The organism is Falsiroseomonas ponticola (assembly GCF_016805305.1).
GTDB lineage: Bacteria > Pseudomonadota > Alphaproteobacteria > Acetobacterales > Acetobacteraceae > Falsiroseomonas > Falsiroseomonas ponticola.
The window spans coordinates 109,726-125,025 of sequence record NZ_JAERQN010000006.1 but is presented as its reverse complement, the minus strand read 5'-3'; the positions used below and the strand labels follow the sequence as shown (position 1 = coordinate 125,025).

The 15,300-nt window shown below is 70.8% G+C and carries 13 protein-coding genes; 5 read left to right on the top strand and 8 right to left on the bottom strand.

Annotated features, from left to right (window positions below):
- Positions 1-69 precede the first annotated feature (69 nt).
- Complete coding sequence (locus JJI54_RS18355) at positions 70-633, top strand: nucleoside 2-deoxyribosyltransferase (RefSeq protein WP_226381895.1); 564 nt, start codon at positions 70-72, stop codon at positions 631-633.
- Here the strand turns inward: JJI54_RS18355 and JJI54_RS18350 are convergent.
- The 7 genes from JJI54_RS18350 to JJI54_RS18320 form a co-directional block, all read right to left on the bottom strand.
- A complete protein-coding gene (locus tag JJI54_RS18350) occupies positions 581-1,102 on the bottom strand; it encodes a MarR family winged helix-turn-helix transcriptional regulator (RefSeq protein WP_203074510.1) in 522 nt (173 codons plus the stop codon). The two genes, JJI54_RS18355 and JJI54_RS18350, sit on opposite strands and share 53 nt — an antisense overlap.
- A 49-nt stretch (positions 1,103-1,151) precedes the next feature.
- On the bottom strand, positions 1,152-2,924 hold the full coding sequence (locus JJI54_RS18345; protein ID WP_203074508.1) for an SLC13 family permease: 1,773 nt from the start codon (positions 2,922-2,924) through the stop codon (positions 1,152-1,154).
- Between the two features lie 69 nt (positions 2,925-2,993).
- Positions 2,994-4,418, bottom strand: coding sequence for a M20 family metallopeptidase (locus JJI54_RS18340; RefSeq protein ID WP_203074507.1), 1,425 nt, complete (start codon positions 4,416-4,418; stop codon positions 2,994-2,996).
- Between the two features lie 12 nt (positions 4,419-4,430).
- Positions 4,431-5,189, bottom strand: a complete 759-nt coding sequence (locus tag JJI54_RS18335) for an SDR family NAD(P)-dependent oxidoreductase (protein ID WP_203074506.1) — start codon at positions 5,187-5,189, stop codon at positions 4,431-4,433.
- Entirely contained in the window at positions 5,189-6,883 is a 1,695-nt protein-coding gene (locus JJI54_RS32780; RefSeq protein ID WP_203074505.1) for a M28 family peptidase, read from the bottom strand. The genes JJI54_RS18335 and JJI54_RS32780 overlap by 1 nt, the downstream gene beginning before the upstream one ends.
- Positions 6,884-6,896: 13 nt before the next feature.
- Positions 6,897-7,859, bottom strand: coding sequence for a tripartite tricarboxylate transporter substrate binding protein (locus tag JJI54_RS18325; RefSeq protein ID WP_226381894.1), 963 nt, complete (start codon positions 7,857-7,859; stop codon positions 6,897-6,899).
- A 2-nt stretch (positions 7,860-7,861) separates the two neighbouring features.
- The gene (locus tag JJI54_RS18320; RefSeq protein WP_203074503.1) at positions 7,862-9,268 is read right to left on the bottom strand and encodes a M20/M25/M40 family metallo-hydrolase; all 1,407 of its coding nucleotides are present in this window, start codon (positions 9,266-9,268) and stop codon (positions 7,862-7,864) included.
- Positions 9,269-9,390: 122 nt separating this feature from the next.
- On the opposite strand from JJI54_RS18320, the gene JJI54_RS18315 reads away from it, so the two are divergent.
- A complete protein-coding gene (locus JJI54_RS18315; RefSeq protein WP_203074501.1) occupies positions 9,391-10,743 on the top strand; it encodes an MmgE/PrpD family protein in 1,353 nt (450 codons plus the stop codon).
- On the opposite strand, the gene JJI54_RS18310 is transcribed toward JJI54_RS18315, so the two are convergent.
- Entirely contained in the window at positions 10,744-12,177 is a 1,434-nt protein-coding gene (locus tag JJI54_RS18310; protein WP_203074499.1) for an FAD/NAD(P)-binding protein, read from the bottom strand.
- A 253-nt stretch (positions 12,178-12,430) separates the two neighbouring features.
- On the opposite strand from JJI54_RS18310, the gene JJI54_RS18305 reads away from it, so the two are divergent.
- Genes JJI54_RS18305 through JJI54_RS18295 form a run of 3 tightly spaced genes read left to right on the top strand, consistent with a single transcriptional unit; the run spans position 12,431 to position 15,278 of the window.
- Positions 12,431-13,471, top strand: coding sequence for a TRAP transporter substrate-binding protein (locus JJI54_RS18305; protein WP_203074497.1), 1,041 nt, complete (start codon positions 12,431-12,433; stop codon positions 13,469-13,471).
- The gene (locus tag JJI54_RS18300; RefSeq protein WP_203074496.1) at positions 13,468-13,965 is read left to right on the top strand and encodes a TRAP transporter small permease; all 498 of its coding nucleotides are present in this window, start codon (positions 13,468-13,470) and stop codon (positions 13,963-13,965) included. Before JJI54_RS18305 ends, JJI54_RS18300 begins: the two co-directional genes overlap by 4 nt.
- Complete coding sequence (locus tag JJI54_RS18295) at positions 13,962-15,278, top strand: TRAP transporter large permease (RefSeq protein WP_203074495.1); 1,317 nt, start codon at positions 13,962-13,964, stop codon at positions 15,276-15,278. The genes JJI54_RS18300 and JJI54_RS18295 overlap by 4 nt, the downstream gene beginning before the upstream one ends.
- Positions 15,279-15,300 lie beyond the last annotated feature (22 nt).

Genomic DNA, 15,300 nt, shown 5'->3' with positions numbered 1-15,300 from the left:
GCGGCGCCCGGCGGGCCCCGGCCCTGCCACCTTCTTGCCCAGGCTGCGCGCGGCATGGTCAGGTGGGGCATGCCCATCACCGCCTACCTCGCCGGCCCCGATGTCTTCCTGCCCGATGCCCCGGCCCATGCCGCGCGCAAATCGGCCATCTGCGCCGCCCATGGCATCACCGCCCTGCCCCCGCTGAACGAGGATGTGGCGAGCCTGGCCGCGATGCCGGAGGCCGAGGCCTGGCGCGTCATCTTCGCCAAGGACATCGCGATGATGGAGCGCGCCGACATCGTCATCGCCAACCTGACGCCCTTCCGCGGCGCCTCCGCCGATGCCGGCACGCTGGTGGAGCTCGGCTGGTTCCTCGGCCGCCGCCGGCCGATCTTCGCCTATTCCAACAGCGGGACGCTGTTCGCCGCGCGCAGCCAGGCGCAGGTCGCGGCGGTGCCGGACCCCATGCCGGGGCTGACGGTCGGCGGCTTCGGCCTGCCGGACAACCTGATGATCCCCGGCGCGGTGGAGACGGGCGGCCTGCCCATCCTGCTGCCGGAGGACGGAGCCGACCTGCCCTTCGATTCGCTCGTGGTATTCAGCCGCTGCGTGGCGGCCGCGGCGCGGCGGCTCGGCGTGGGGCCTGGTTGACGGGGAGCGGTTCGAGATTGGCCTTGGCGCGCTTCAGCAGGGCGATCAGCGTGCCGACCTCCGCCTCGCTCATCCCCTCCGTCGCGACGCCGATCACCTCCCGCGCCCGGGGCAGCAATTCCTCCCGCAGCGCGCGCCCGGCATCGGTCAGGCGGATATGGACCTTGCGCCGGTCCTCGCTGCTGCGGTCCCGGGTGATCCACCCCGCCTCCTCCATCCCCCGCAGGGCGATGACGGCGGTCGGTTCCTGCATGCCGATGCGGGTCGCGAGTTCCCGCTGCGTCAGGCTGTCCTCCTCCCACAGCACGCGGAGGAAGTACCAGGCGCCGAGCGTGGCGCCGCTGGGTTGGATGCGGATCTGCAGCGCCCGCTGCATGGCGCGGTTCAGGTCCCGCACCTGGAAGCCGAGGCTGTCTTCCAGCGGCAGCGCCAAGGCGCGGTCCGATTCCTTGGCGGCGCGACGGGTCATGCTTCCTTCTACAACCGCCAGCGGCCGGCCGGAAAGCGCGCCGTCCCGGTCAGGACGGCGCCAGCGGCCAGAAGAAGGCCACCGCCGGCACCCCCACCAGGATCACCGTGGCCGATAGCGGCAGGCCGAGCCGCCAGTAATCCTGGAACCGGTACCCCCCGGGGCCCATCACCAGCGTGTTGCACTGGTGGCCGATGGGGGTCAGGAAGTCGCTCGCCGCGCCGATCGCGACCGCCATCAGGAAGGGGTCGGGGCTGAGGTTCAGCTGCGTCGCCAGGCTCGCCCCCACCGGCGCCATCACCAGCACCGTCGCCGCATTGTTCAGGAAGGGGGTCACCGCCATGGCGATGACCATCATCAGCGCCATGGCGGCGATGGGCGGCATGGCGGCGGCGGCGATGGCGAGCCATCCCGCCACCAGCTCCGTCCCCCCGGTGGTGCGGATCGCCTCGCTGACCGGGATCAGGGCGGCCAGCAGGACGATGACTGGCCATTCCACCGTCTCATAGGCCTCCCGCATCGTCATGGCCCGCAGCGCCAGCAGCACCACGGCCGCGCCGAAGAAGGCGATGGAGACCGGCACGACATGCGCCGCCACCAGCCCCATGGCGATGGCCAGCACCAGCGGCGGCACCCAGCCGCGGCGGTTGCGGCCGAGCGGGATGTTGCGTTCCGACAGCGGCAGGATGCGCAGGCTGCCCATGGCGCGGGGCACCGCCTCGGCCTCCCCCTTCAGGATCACCACGTCGCCGGGGCGGAAGCGCAGCGCGCTGAGCTTCTCGCTGATCCGCTGGCCGCGGCGGCTGACGGCGATCAGGTTGAGCCCGGTGCGGCCATGCAGGTCGAAGCCGGCGACGGTGGCCCCGACCAGCGGGCTTTCCCCGGTGACGACGCCTTCCACCACCTCCGCCTCATCCGCCGCCAGGGCCTGGCGTTCCCCGACCAGGGTCAGGCCGCTGCGGGCGATGAAGGCGTCGAGGTCATCTGCCTCCCCCTCCAGCAGCACGCGGTCGGCGGGGCGCAGGCGCTCGGCGTCCCTCGGCGTGCTGCGCAGGCCATCCCGGATCAGGGCGGTGATGCGGATCTCGCCCTCGCCCAGCGCGGCCAGCTCCGCGACCGTCCGGCCGGCGGGGTCGCCCTCGGCGGGCAGGCGCGCCTCCGTGGTGTAGTGGGGCAGGGTGAAGGCCGCCGCCTTGCCGCCGCCGCCCCGCTGCCCGCCCGGCAGAAGGCGCCAGCCCAGCGCCAGCACCACCAGCCCCGCCAGCGCGATGCAGCCGCCGACGGGCGCGAAATCCAGCAGGCCGAAGGGCTGGCCCTGCATCTCCTCCCGCAGGCGGGAGACGATGATGTTGGGGGAGGTGCCGACCAGCGTGACCAGCCCGCCGAGCAGCGCCGCGAAGGCCATGGGCATCAGCAGCGCGGAGGGGGCGGTGCCGGTCCGACGCGCCAGCTGGAAGGCGACGGGCATCAGGATCGCGAGCGCGCCGACATTCTTGGTGACGGCGGACAGCACCATGACCACCGCCGCCAGGATCGGCACCTGCACGGCCGGGCCGCGCCGCAGATGCGGCAGCAGGGGCCGCATCGCCGCCTCCACCGCGCCGGAGCGGGCGACGGCGCCGCTGACCAGCAGCGCGCCGGCCACGATGATGACGACATCGTCGCTGAAGCCGGAAAACGCCTTCTCCGCCGGGACGACGCCGCTGATGACCGCGGCGAAGAGCGACAGCAGCGCGACCAGGTCATAGGGCAGGCGGCCATGGATGAAGGCCGCGATGGTGCAGCCCAGGATGGCGAAGGCGATGGCCTGGTCGATCGTCACACGGTAATCCCCGCGCCGGAGATCGACGCGGGGATGCGAACGGCGGGCCGGCCCCGCCGGTTCCGTGGCCTATTCGGCCAGGGACATGCCGAGCGCCGGCTTGGCATCCGCCGGCAGCGGGCTCTGATAGGGCTTGCCACCCGTGCGGGCGCGGTGGTCGGCCTTGGCCTTGGCGATGATGTCGGGGTTGCGGATCGCATCCACCGCCGTGCCCGCCATCACCTTGGCCACATGGACCATGCCGGTATGCGCCGCATCCGTCTTGCCCTGCGCCACGACCTGCCAGGAATGGCCGGGGGTGCCGATAGCGTAGGTCGCGCCGCGCGCCTGAACCGTCGGCACTTTCCAGGAGACGTCGCCCACATCGGTGGAGCCGTTCATGCCCGCACCTTTCGCCCCCAGCGGGACGATGGCGTCGCACAGCGCCTTGCCCGTCTCCGGCGCCACGCCCTGGCGGCGATAGGCGGAGAGGATGTCCTCCTCCCGCAGCGTCTTCTGGATCTCGGCGGCGAAGGCCTTGTCTGCCTCGCTGAAGGGGGGCGGGCCCAGGCGTTCGAAATTGTCGTGCATGAGCTGTTCGAGCGGCGAGTTGCCGAGCAGGTTGGAGACGGCGGAGATGACCTGGGTGGAGACGGTCGTCTCCGTCATCAGCGCCGCGCCATCCGCGATCTTGCGCACGCGCTTCACCAGGCCGTTCAGTTCCTCCAGGTTCCGCGCGCGGATGAGGTAGCGGACCTTGGTGCGGCTCTGCACCACGTTGGGCGCGATGCCGCCGGCATCGAGATAGGCGTAGTGGATGCGGGCATCGGACGGCATGTGTTCCCGCATGTAGTTCACGCCGACATTCATCAGCTCGATCGCGTCCAGCGCCGACCGGCCGAGATGGGGCGAGGAGGCTGCATGGGCCGCGCGGCCGACGAAGGAGAAATCGATGCGGGTATTGGCGAGGCTGATCGGCTCGTTCACGCCGGAGAAGGCGGCGGGGTGCCAGGAGATGGCGATGTCCACATCGTCGAAGGCGCCCGCCCGCACCATGAAGCCCTTCGCGGCCCCGCCTTCCTCCGCCGGGCAGCCATAGTAGCGGACACGGCCCGGCAGGTTGTTCGCCTTCAGGTAGTCCTTCACAGCCGCGGCCGCGAGCAGGCTCGCCGAGCCCAGCAAATTGTGGCCGCAGCCATGGCCATTGCCATCGCCCGGGATGGGCCGGTGTTCCGCCACGCCTGCTTCCTGCGACAGGCCCGGCAGGGCGTCATACTCGCCGAGGATGGCGATGACGGGCCCGCCCTCGCCGGCTTCCCCCATCACGGCCGTCGGGATGCCGGCCACGTCCTTCGTGGTGGCGAAGCCCTCGGCCTCCAGCATCGCGATATGCTCGGCGACGCTGCGATGCTCGTTGTAGCAGAGCTCCGGCATGCCCCAGACGCGGTCGCTGAGCGCGGCATACTCGGCGCGGCGTTCATCGACATGGCGCCAGATCTCTTCATCGTTGCGCATCGCCATTATCCCCTAGATCCGCCCGCCATTCACCGGCAGGACATGGCCCGTGATGAGTTTCGCATGCTCCGAGGCGAAGAACAGCACGCCATCGGCGATGTCATCGGGCTCCCCCAGCCGCCCCAGCGCGATGGTGCGCAGCACGGCCTGCTTCTCGGCCTCCGGCCGCGCCTCCCAGATCTTCATCTTGTCGGGGGTGCTGTATTGCAGCCCCGGCGCCACGCTGTTGACCGTGATGCCATAGGGGCCGAATTCCACCGCCAGCTGCTTCGTCAGCCCCACCAGCGCATGCTTCGCCGCCGTATAGGCCTGGATCCCGGTGCGGGAGGCCTGGAGCCCCGCGGTGGAGGAGATGGTGACGATCCGCCCCCGCCCCGCCGCCTTCATGCCCGCCCCCGCCGCGCGCGTCAGCGCCAGCGCCGCGTTCACGTTGACGGCGAAGATCGAATCCCAATCCGCGTCCGGCGCTTCCTCCACCTTGTGAAAGGCCGCACCCAGCGTGCCGCCGGCATTGTGGACCAGCACGCGGATCGCCTCGCCGGCCGCCTCCTCCACGTCCTTGATCCAGGCGCCGGCGGCGGCGCGGTCGGAGAGGTCCACGACCGCCGTCGCGATATCCCGCCCGGCCGCACTCTCCGCCAGCCCCGCCGCATCCACGTCGCAGGTGAAGACGCGCGCGCCAAGGTCCGCGAAGCGCCGGCAGATGGCGCGGCCGAAGCCGATCGCGCCCCCGCTGACGGCCACTACCTGGCCATCGAACCGGATCTGCATCAGGAGAGCGCCGCCGCGGCGTCCGCGATGGCGGCCCGGGCTTCCCGCAATGCGAAGGCGATGCGGTTGCGGGCGCGCAGCGCATCCACCGCGGCGTATTTCTCCTCATCCGTCCCGGGCGCCGTGGCGGCCAGGTCGCGCAGCGGCTGGATGGTCGGCCAGTTCGGCATGGGCAGGGCATGCGGGTGCAGGAAACGGTCGCCCGCCGTGTAGTCCGCCGGCACCAGGGCGCGCGACGCGCGCATCAGCGCGGCATTCGCCCGCCGCGTATCGCCCTCCTGCCGCCCGGCCAGCGCGGCCGCGGCATCGCGCAGCGCCGTCGCGCTTTCCACCACCGGCTCGATCGGGAAGCGCCCGGCGAGCGTCGCGCGCAGCGGCTCCAACTCCGCCAGCAACGATGCCGCCGTCGCGGCGTGGTCCAGCGGTGCCACCGGGCTCGCCATCAGGGTCCAGACCACCTGGCCCAGCACGCGCGTATCCCGCACCAGATTCGCCTCATCCACCTTGTCGATCGTGTCGTGCGGCGTGTGCCACCACCAGCCGAGCGCGTTGCGCGCCGCGGCGTGCTTCGCCGGCTGTTCGCTCAGCGTGCCGAACATGGAGGGGATGCCGATGCCGACGAAGCTGTCGTCGCTGCTGCGGTTCTTGCGCTTGCCCTTGTAGGCCTGGTTGGTGTGGGCCTGCACGGCGGTGGCCGCCAGCTGCCACAGCTCCGCCATCGCCGCCGTATTGGCCAGCACCGTCGCGCCCGCGCCGCCCAGGCTGTCCACGTTCACATGCGCGACGCAGCGGCGATCCAGCTCATCCCAATGCGCATCGGCGTACCAGGCGCTGCTGGAATAGCGCCCATGCGAATGGCCGGACCAGAAGCAGACGCGCAAGCCACGCTGCCACTGCCCACGCCGTTCGGCGCAAAGCCGCGCCACCTCCATCATCCCCGCATTGGCGGAGCCGTTGTCCATCACGCCGTAGTACCAGGTGTCGTGGTGGCCGGAGAGCAGGACGAAAGGCTCGTCCCCGCCGCCCGCCGGCCCGTCCAGCTCCGCCACCAGGATCGGCGTCTTGCGCCAGCCCGTATCGACCTCCGCCTGCAGGGTCACGACCGGCGATTGGCCAGCGGCGAGCGCATCGCGGATGGCGCTGCCATCGGCATGGTCCACGCTGCACACCACGGTGCGCGGCATGCCGTCCTTCGTGCTGTTGCCCGGGCTGCCCCAGACCGGGGAGATGCACATCTCATGGATGTGCTCGTGGTGGCTGATGTGCAGATGCGCGATGGCGCCGGCATTCGTCGCGCGCTGCGCCGTGGCGGGCGTGGCCATGCCCTCGATCAGCAGGATCCTGCCCGCCAGGTCGCGGCCGGCGAAATCCGCCTCCGCCCCATGCCCGACATAGACCGGCACGCCGGAGACGCCCCCGGGCGGCGAGGATTGCGAGAAGCTCTGCGTGATGGCTTTCAGTGGCCTGCCATCCACCAGCACGGAGGCCTTGCCCGGCAGGCTGATGAAGGCGTCGTGCAGGATCACCTCCGTCCGGAAGCCGTAGTCGCGCATCCGCTTGTCCACGAAGGCCAGCGCCTCCCGCTCCTCCGCCGTGCCGGAGCTTTTCACCCAGCGCGCGATCTCGCGCAGATTGGCCATCATCTCCGGGCCGCTGACGGCGTCGGTGAAGCTCGTCGTGATTCCGTCGGGCATGCTTGCCTCCCCCTCACTCCATGGTCACGCCGGCGGTGCGGATCACCCGCGTCCAGCGTTCGACATCCGTGGCCAGCCGGCGCCCATAGGTCGCGCCATCGGCGCCGACCGGCGTGAAGCCGAGATATTCCAGCCGCGCGGCGATGCTGGCTTCCGTGACGCCGGTGGCGAAGGCGCGTTCCAGCACGCGCAGCACCGCATCGGGCGTGCGCGCGGGCGCCAGCACGCCCCAGTTGCTCGCGGCCTCGATCCCCGGCAGGCCCTGCTCGTCGAAGGTCGGCACATCCGGCAGCGCGGCGTTGCGCTGGCTGCCGGTGACGGCCAGCGCCACCAGCCGCCCCGCATCCACATGCGGCTTGGCGGCGCTGATGCCGTTGAACATCAGCTTCACATGCCCGGCCACCACGTCGTTCGTCGCCGGCCCCGTGCCGCGATAGGGCACATGCGTCATCTCGATCCCGGCCTGGATCTTCACCAGCTCCGCCGCCAGATGCGGGCCGGTGCCGTTGCCGCCGGAGGCGTAGCTGAGTTCCCCGGGGCGCGCCCGCGCCAGCGCGATCAGCTCCTGCACGCTGCGCACGGCCAGGGAGGGATGCACCAGCAGCACGGAGGATCCCGTGGCCAGCAGGGAGACCGGCGCGAAGTCGCGCAGCACGTCGAAGGGCAGCCGCGGATAGAGGCCGGGGATGATGCTGAAGCTCGCATCCGTCATCAGCACGGTATGGCCATCGGGCTCCGCCCGCATCACGGCCTCCGATCCGATGACGCCGCCGGCCCCCGGCCGCGTCTCGATCACCAGGTTCTGGCCGAGCGCGCGGTTGACATGCCCCTCGATCAGCCGGGCGAGGTTGTCCGTGCCGCCACCGGGGGCGAAGGGGATGATCACGCGCACGGGCCTGGCCGGAAAGCCGGGCTGCGCGCCCGCCGGCGCCGCCAGCAGCGCCAGCGCGCCGCCCAGCAATCCCCGCCGCCGCATGGTCATCGCTTCCCCGGCACGCGGCCCTCACCGATGTCCCACCAGATGCCGGCCATCAGGCCGAGCCCTTCCCGCAGCAGCGGCGCCAGCGCGTGCTCATCCGGCCCATGCTGGTTGCAGCCGGCATAGCTGTTGGGGATCCAGATCACCGGCGTGCCCAGCTCCTCCAGGAACATGTCGGAGGGGTTGGAGCCCGAGGAATTCGGCACGATGTTCGGCGCGCGGTTCGTGGTGCGCGCCATCGATCCCGCCACCATCCCCACCCAGGGATCATCCGGATCGGTGCGGGAAGCGCCGAACATGTCGCGCTCCATAACCGGGATGATCTCCACCTCCGGGAAACCCTTCGCATCCAGGTGGCGCCGCAGCGCGGGCACGATGCTGTCGCCCGGCACATCGGCGCAGTGCCGCACCTGCAGCCGCGCCCGTGCCTCGCCCTGCACGGCATTGGTCGGCGCATCGGGGTGGCCGGTGATCTGCGCCAGCACGATGACGCTGGTCCAGCCGAAGATCTTCTCGGCCTTCGTCAGCCCAGGCTCGCCCCAAGCCGGGTCGCCCTCCGGCAGGCCGGGAATATCCTCGAACACCAATTCGCCGATCGCGCGCTTCACCGAGGGTGGCATGGCGGCCGGTGTCCAGCCTTCCACCTGGATGCGCCCGTTGCGGTCCGTGATGCTGGCCAGGGCATGGGCCAGCACGAAGCCCGGGTCCGTCAGCACGCCGCCCCAATGGCCGGAATGATGCGCATGGTCACGCAGGTGCACGCGCAGGTCGAAGGCCACGCCGCCGCGCGCGCCCAGCTTCATCTCCGGCATGAAGGTGGTCTGCCGCGGCCCGTCGAGGCCGATGAACACATCCGCCGCCAGCCGGTCCTTCTCCGCCTGCAGCAGCCCGCGCAGGCCGGGCGATCCCTGTTCCTCGCCGGTCTCCACCAGCACCTTGGCGTTGAAGCCGAGCCTGCCGCCGCGCTCCGCCATCACGGCGCGCAGCGCCTCGATCGCGATCAGGTGCTGGCCCTTGTTGTCCACCGTGCCGCGGCCATACCACTTGTCGCCGCGCACGGTGACGGCCCAGGGATCCATGCCGTCCGACCACTTGCCCTTCAGCCCGCGCACCACGTCGCCATGGCCATAGACGAGCACGGTCGGCAGCGATGGATCCTCGATCCGCGTCGCGACGAAGACGGGGCCGCGGCCCTTCTTCGGGTTCTCCAGCACCACCTGGTCGAATGCCATGTCGCGCATCAGCGCGGGCAGCGTCTCCTCGCAGTAGCGGCGCAGCGCGGGTTCGCTGTCCGGCAGCTGGCTTTCCGTCGGCACGGCGACCAGGGCGCGCAGGCGCTCCAGATATGCCCCCTCGTCAAAGCAGCGTTCCGCCCGCGCGATCGCGCCCGCCCGCGTCCCTGCCATGGAGACTTTCCCTTCCTTGCCCGGAGGATGCTGGCACGCATCGCCCCGCGGCGGGAAGCCACCAGGCCCTTGCCGTCTTCGCAAAGCAGGCGCCACCCTGGCGCATCGCGGAGGCATCACCGATGGAACAGCCAGGCACCACGCAACGCATCGCCGCGTGGATCGCGACCGTCCCGCGCGACCGCATCGCCCGCGCCGCGCCGCTGGCGATCGAGGGCATGCGCGACGCCATCGGCGTGATCCTGGCCGGCGCGGCGGAGCCCGTGCCGCGCAAGGCCTTCGCCGCCGTCTCCCGCTGGGGCGCGGGGCCGTCGCGCATCATCGGCCGCGACGGCGCGCTCGCCGCCCCCTGGGCCGCGCTGGTGAATGGCGCGGCCGCGCATGTGCTGGATTACGACGACACCTTCGCGCCGCTGAGCGGCCACGCCACCGCGGTGCTGGTGCCCGCCATCCTGGCGCTGGGCGAGGAGCGCGGCGCGAGCGGTCCCGACCTGCTGGATGCGCTGGTGGTGGGGCTGGAGGTGATGGCCTGCGTGGGACGCGGCGTGAACCCGAAGCACTACGCGCTGGGCTGGCACGCGACCTCCACCATCGGCGCCATCGGTGCGGCGGCGGCCTGCGCGCGGCTCATGCGGCTCGATACGACGCAGGCGCGCGATGCGCTGAGCCTCGGCGTCAGCATGGCGGCCGGCACGCGGATGCAACTCGGCGCGGAGGCGAAGTCGATGCATGCCGGCTTCGCCGCCAAGGACGGCATCCTGGCCGCCACCCTGGCGGAGGCCGGTGCTGGCGGCGCGGCGGAGGCGCTGGAGGGGCGCTGGCGCTTCGTCGATCTCTATGCCGGGCGCCCGGCGCCGGAGGGCAGCATGCTGCCGCCCGGGGAGAACGAGGCGCTGGCCATCGAGAGCATCGGCATCAGCTACAAGGCCTATCCGACCTGCGCCGCGACGCATCTCTCGCTGGATGCGCTGCTGGCGCTGCGGGCGGGGATCGACCCCGGCGGCATCACCGCCATCGAGACCGACCTGCCGCTGGTGCTCTCCCGCAACCTCATGCATCCGCGCCCCACCACGGGGATGGAGGCGCGGTTCAGCATGGAATACTGCCTGGCCGCCGCCGCCACCCAGGGCACGCTGACGCTGGCCGACTTCGAGGGCGATGCGATCCATCGCGGCCCGATCCGCGCGCTGATGCCCCGCATCACCATGCGCGGCGTGCCGGAGCCCGAGGACGGGCCGCCCCCGCCGACGCGCGTGACGCTGCACCTGGCCGATGGCACGACGCGGACGGAGACGCGCATCGAGCGGCGCGGATCGCGCGGCAACCCGATGAGCGAGGCGGAGCACGACGCCAAGTTCCGCGACTGCGCCAGCCATGTGCTGGATGCCGCCGGCACCGCGCGGGCGCTGGCGGCCATCAGCGGCCTCGCCACGGGCGGCGATGCCGCGTCGCTGGTCGATACGCTGGTGCCGTAGCTATTCCGCCGCGATCCGCGCCGGGTCCAGCTCCACCTGCTTGACGTCATAGGCGCGGAGCGAGGCGTAGAAGGCGGGCAGGTCCGTCTCGAACAGCCCGCGCGTGACGCCCGCCGCCAGCCGCGGCACGGCCATCCCCATGGCGTTGATGGAGGCGCCGGCGGGGCCGAAGGACATGGTCGTGCCGATGCCGAAGAGGTGGATGTCCCGGATCCAGGGCGCCTCGCCCGGCACGCGCTCCATGAAGCTGTAGTCGGGCGCGAGGTAGGGGAACTCGCCCAGCCGCGCATTCGCCTCCTCCGCCGGCGGTGTGTAGCGGTCCTGCCAGCGGGCGATGGCATCGGCGAAGCCGGCGAGGGTCGGCACGCGCGCCGGGTCCATCTTCACGCCCGTGCCGCAGATCAGGAAGTCGGCTGCGACCTCGCCGCGCGCCGTCGCGACCAGCGCGCGGCCATCCGGCCCGACCCGCGCATCGGTCCAGGGCCGGCCGACATGCATCGTGAAATTCGGGAAGCGGTTGACGCGGGCATAGGTGTCGGGCGGGAAACCCTCCCGCAGCCCCAGTACGTAGCTCATGAAGCGCCAGCGCCATTCATCCGGCATCTCGTGCAGGTGCCGCATGAAGCCGGCGAAGGTCAGCCAGCGGTACGGCTGTACCACCATCGGCTCCGCGCGCCGGCAGAACAGGTGCACGTCGGAAGCGCCGGCCTCCAGCGCCATCGCCGCATTGTCGAAGGCGGAGGCGCCGGCGCCGAGCACGGCGACGGTCTTGCCGCGCAGCGCATCGAAGTAGATCGGGTCGGCTGCGTGGGCACGGAGATGTGGTGGCAGCGCAGCCACGAAGTCCGGCATCCACCAGAAGCCCGCATCCTCCTGTCCCGTCGCCAGCACCACCTTGCGCGCCAGCATGGGGCCGGCGCTGGTCTCGACGCGCAGGCAGGGCAGGCCATCATCCGTCCGCGCCGGCGTGATCCGTCCGGCCTCCACCCCGTTGCGCACCGGCACGCCGATGACCCGCCGCAGCCAGAGCAAATAATCGTTCCAGTATTCCTTGGGGATGTAGCGCAGCAAATCCCAGGAGGCGCGGCCGTAGCGCGCCTCATGCCAGGCCTGGTAGGTGAGGGAAGGAACGCCGAGATCGGGCCCGCTCTGGTCCTTCCAGGACCGCAGGTTGTGCATGCGCGCATAGGTCAGCCACGGGCCCTCCCGCCCTTCCTCCGCGCGATCGATGACCAGCAGATTGCGCACCTTGTCGCGCATCAAGGCAAAGGCCGTCACCACGCCGCACTGCCCGCCACCGACGATCAGCGCATCCAGTACCGGCGCGCCATCGCAGGTCTTCGGCTGCAGCCACGGCATGCGGGGATGCGCGATCAGGTCCAGGTCGCGCTGCACATCGGCTTCCAGTTCGGCCAGCGTGCGGGGTGCGGGCAAGGCGGTGTCTCCGTCGGAGGTAGCGATGAGGTGGGAGGATTCCACGCCGACGCCAGTCCGCGCCAGCCATCAGGTCGCGACAGGAATCGTATATGCCCGCGCCGAATCGAGAGTGCGCCGTATACGCGCAGTGGCTGCCGCACCCGCTTGCAAACCACCGGCCGAGGGGCTGCGAGACGCCCTCTTCCGCGCTTGCCAGACGCCCGGGGTTCTTGCCACGCTCGCGTCTGGAAGCATGGCGGGGAGCTGGCATATGAAGCGTCGTGATCTGATGGGGGTGGGGCTGGCGGTCGGCCTGGCGGCACCGGCAACCCTGCGGGCGCAGGCCGCGCAATTCACCTTCCGCCTGCACTCCTTCTCCTCGCCGACGGCGCTGGACCACACCATGCACCTCGACCCCTGGGCCGAGAAGGTCGCGCGGGAGTCCAACGGCCGCATCAAGATCGACGTCTTCCCCGCCATGCAGCTGGGCGGCCAGCCGCGTGACCTGGTGCAGCAGCTGGAAGACGGCGTCGTCGATATCATCTGGACCGTGCCCGGCTTCACCCCCGGCCGCTTCATGGGGACGGAGGGGCTGGAGCTTCCCTTCCTGAACACCGGCCTGAGCGCGACGGAAAGCCCGGCGGCGATGGAGTTCATCGCCAAGCACCTGGCGGATACCGAATACCGCGGCATCAAGATCATCGCCGTGCATTCCACGGATCGCGCGCTGATCCATACCTCCCGCAAGCCCATCCGCACGCTGGAGGATTTCCGCGGCCTCAAGCTGCGCGTCGCCGGCCGCTTCATCGGAGAGGCCGTGACCGCGCTCGGCGCCACGCCCGTCGGCATCCCGCTGGGTGGCGTCTACGAGGCCACGGCGCGCAACCAGGTGGATGGCTTCCTCATCAACTGGGCGATCACGCATCCCTTCCGCCTGTATGAGGTGGCGAAGTTCCACAGCGAGCCGCCCGGCGTCGGCCTGTTCCAGGGCATGATCCTGACGCTGATGAACGGCCGCAGCTACAACCGCCTGCCGCCGGACCTGAAGGCGGTGATCGACGCCAATTCCGGCCCGGCGCTGGCCGCCAATCGCGGCGCGATCTGGGACAGCCAGACCAAGCCCGCCGTCGATGCCACCATCGCCGCGGGGAACGAGATCATCGCCATCGGCCCGCAGGAAAAGGCACGCTGGCAGGCCGCCGTCGCGCCGGCCTATGACGCCTGGATCGCGGAGATGAACCGCCGCGGCCGCAACGGCCGTGCCATGTTCGACGACATCCTGGCCATCACCGCGCGGCACGGCCGCGCGTGAGCCTGGCCGCGATGCGAGGGGCGCTGACGCGCCTCTCGACCTTCTTCGCCCTCGTGGCCGGGGCGCTGCTGATGCTGGCCGTGGGTGTCACCAGCGCCTCCGTCCTGCGCAGCGCCGTGCTGGGCCGGCCCATCCTGGGCGACAGCGAGATCGTGGAGCTGGCGCTCGGCGTCGCCGTCGTCTTCTGCATGCCGGTCTGCGAGATGAAGGGCGCGCATGTCCTCGTCGATTTCTTCACGCAGAAGCTGCCGAAGCGGGGCATCGCGGGGCTTGATGCCGTGATGCGCGCCGTGGCCGCGCTCGTCGTGGCCGTCCTGGCCTGGCGGCTGGCGATCGGCGGCTACAACCAGTGGGACCGCGAACGCGAATCGATGTTCCTGCAGCTGCCCTTCTGGTGGGGCTACGCCGCGGCGGCCATCGGCATGGCGGTATGGAGCCTGTGCGCGGCCTTCGTGGCCCTCGAGAGCTTTGTCAGGATGCGCCGGCCCGCATGAGCAACGTCACCATCGGGCTGCTGATGTTCGGCGGCGCCCTCCTCCTCATCGGGCTGCGCATGCCCGTTGGCGTCGCGATGCTGCTGGTCGGCGGGCTCGGCTATGCCGAGATCTCCGGCTGGGACCGGCTCTTCGCGACGCTGAACACCATGACCTTCAGCCGCTTCTCCTCCTACACCCTCTCGGTCATTCCCCTCTTCCTGCTGATGGGCGACTTCGCGACCAAGGGCGGCATGAACCGGGCGCTGTTCCGCTGCGCGCGGGCCTGGATGGGGCATTGGCGGGGGGGACTTGCGGTGGCCAGCATCGGCGGCTGCGCGGCCTTCGGCGCCATCTGCGGATCGTCGCTGGCCACCGCCGCCACCATGTCCCAGGTCGCGCTGCCGGAGATGCGGCGCCACGGCTATTCGCCGGCGCTGGCCACCGGCACGCTGGCCGCGGGCGGCACGCTCGGCATCCTCATCCCGCCCAGCGTGATCCTCGTGATCTACGCCATCTACACGGAGATGAGCATCGGCCTGCTCTTCATCGCCGCGGTGATCCCCGGGCTGATCGCGACCGCGGGCTACATGCTGGTGGTGAACATCTACACCCGCCTGCACCCCGAAGCCGCGCCGCCGGCGGAACGCATGGCCTTCCGGGAGCGCCTGCGCGCGACCGGGGAGGTCTGGCCGGTGGTGCTCGTGTTCCTCATCGTCGTGACCGGAATCTACGATGGCTGGTTCAGCGCGACGGAGGGTGCGGCGATCGGCGCCGCCGCCACCTGCATCCTGGCCGTGGTCCTGGGCGGCATGCGCTGGCAGGGGCTGAAGGAAAGCCTGCTCTCCACCGCGGAAACCACGGGGCTGATCTTCATCGTGCTGCTGGGCGCGGAGCTGTTCAGCGCGGCGCTCGCCCTGTCGCACCTGCCGTCGGAAGTGTCCTCCTTCGTCGCCGGGCTGCCCGTTTCCCCCACGGTGATCCTCTTCGCCATCCTGATCGTCTACTTCATCCTCGGCTGCTTCATGGAAAGCATGGCCATGGTGCTGCTGACGCTGCCGATCTTCGTGCCGCTGATGCTCGGCCTGGATTTCGGCCTGGACAAGACGCAGACGCTGGTCTGGTTCGGCATCCTGGTGCTGATGAGCGTGGAGGTCGGCATGATCTCGCCACCCTTCGGCCTCAACCTCTTCGTCATCAACGCCATGGCGAAGGACGTGCCGATGGGGGAGACCTATCGCGGCGTCATGGGCTTCGTCATCTCGGACGGCATCCGCATCGCCATCCTGGCGCTATTGCCCGCCCTCTCGCTCTGGCTGCCCGGCCTCTGGTAACAACGCCTCCGCAAGAACAGGG

Coding starts and splice junctions, on each gene's coding strand:
- JJI54_RS18355 (WP_226381895.1), top strand. CDS start 70: ATGCCCATCACCGCCTACCTCGCCGGCCCCGATGTCTTCCTGCCCGAT.
- JJI54_RS18350 (WP_203074510.1), bottom strand. CDS start 1,102: ATGACCCGTCGCGCCGCCAAGGAATCGGACCGCGCCTTGGCGCTGCCG.
- JJI54_RS18340 (WP_203074507.1), bottom strand. CDS start 4,418: ATGCGCAACGATGAAGAGATCTGGCGCCATGTCGATGAACGCCGCGCC.
- JJI54_RS18335 (WP_203074506.1), bottom strand. CDS start 5,189: ATGCAGATCCGGTTCGATGGCCAGGTAGTGGCCGTCAGCGGGGGCGCG.
- JJI54_RS32780 (WP_203074505.1), bottom strand. CDS start 6,883: ATGCCCGACGGAATCACGACGAGCTTCACCGACGCCGTCAGCGGCCCG.
- JJI54_RS18325 (WP_226381894.1), bottom strand. CDS start 7,859: ATGCGGCGGCGGGGATTGCTGGGCGGCGCGCTGGCGCTGCTGGCGGCG.
- JJI54_RS18320 (WP_203074503.1), bottom strand. CDS start 9,268: ATGGCAGGGACGCGGGCGGGCGCGATCGCGCGGGCGGAACGCTGCTTT.
- JJI54_RS18315 (WP_203074501.1), top strand. CDS start 9,391: ATGGAACAGCCAGGCACCACGCAACGCATCGCCGCGTGGATCGCGACC.
- JJI54_RS18305 (WP_203074497.1), top strand. CDS start 12,431: ATGAAGCGTCGTGATCTGATGGGGGTGGGGCTGGCGGTCGGCCTGGCG.
- JJI54_RS18295 (WP_203074495.1), top strand. CDS start 13,962: ATGAGCAACGTCACCATCGGGCTGCTGATGTTCGGCGGCGCCCTCCTC.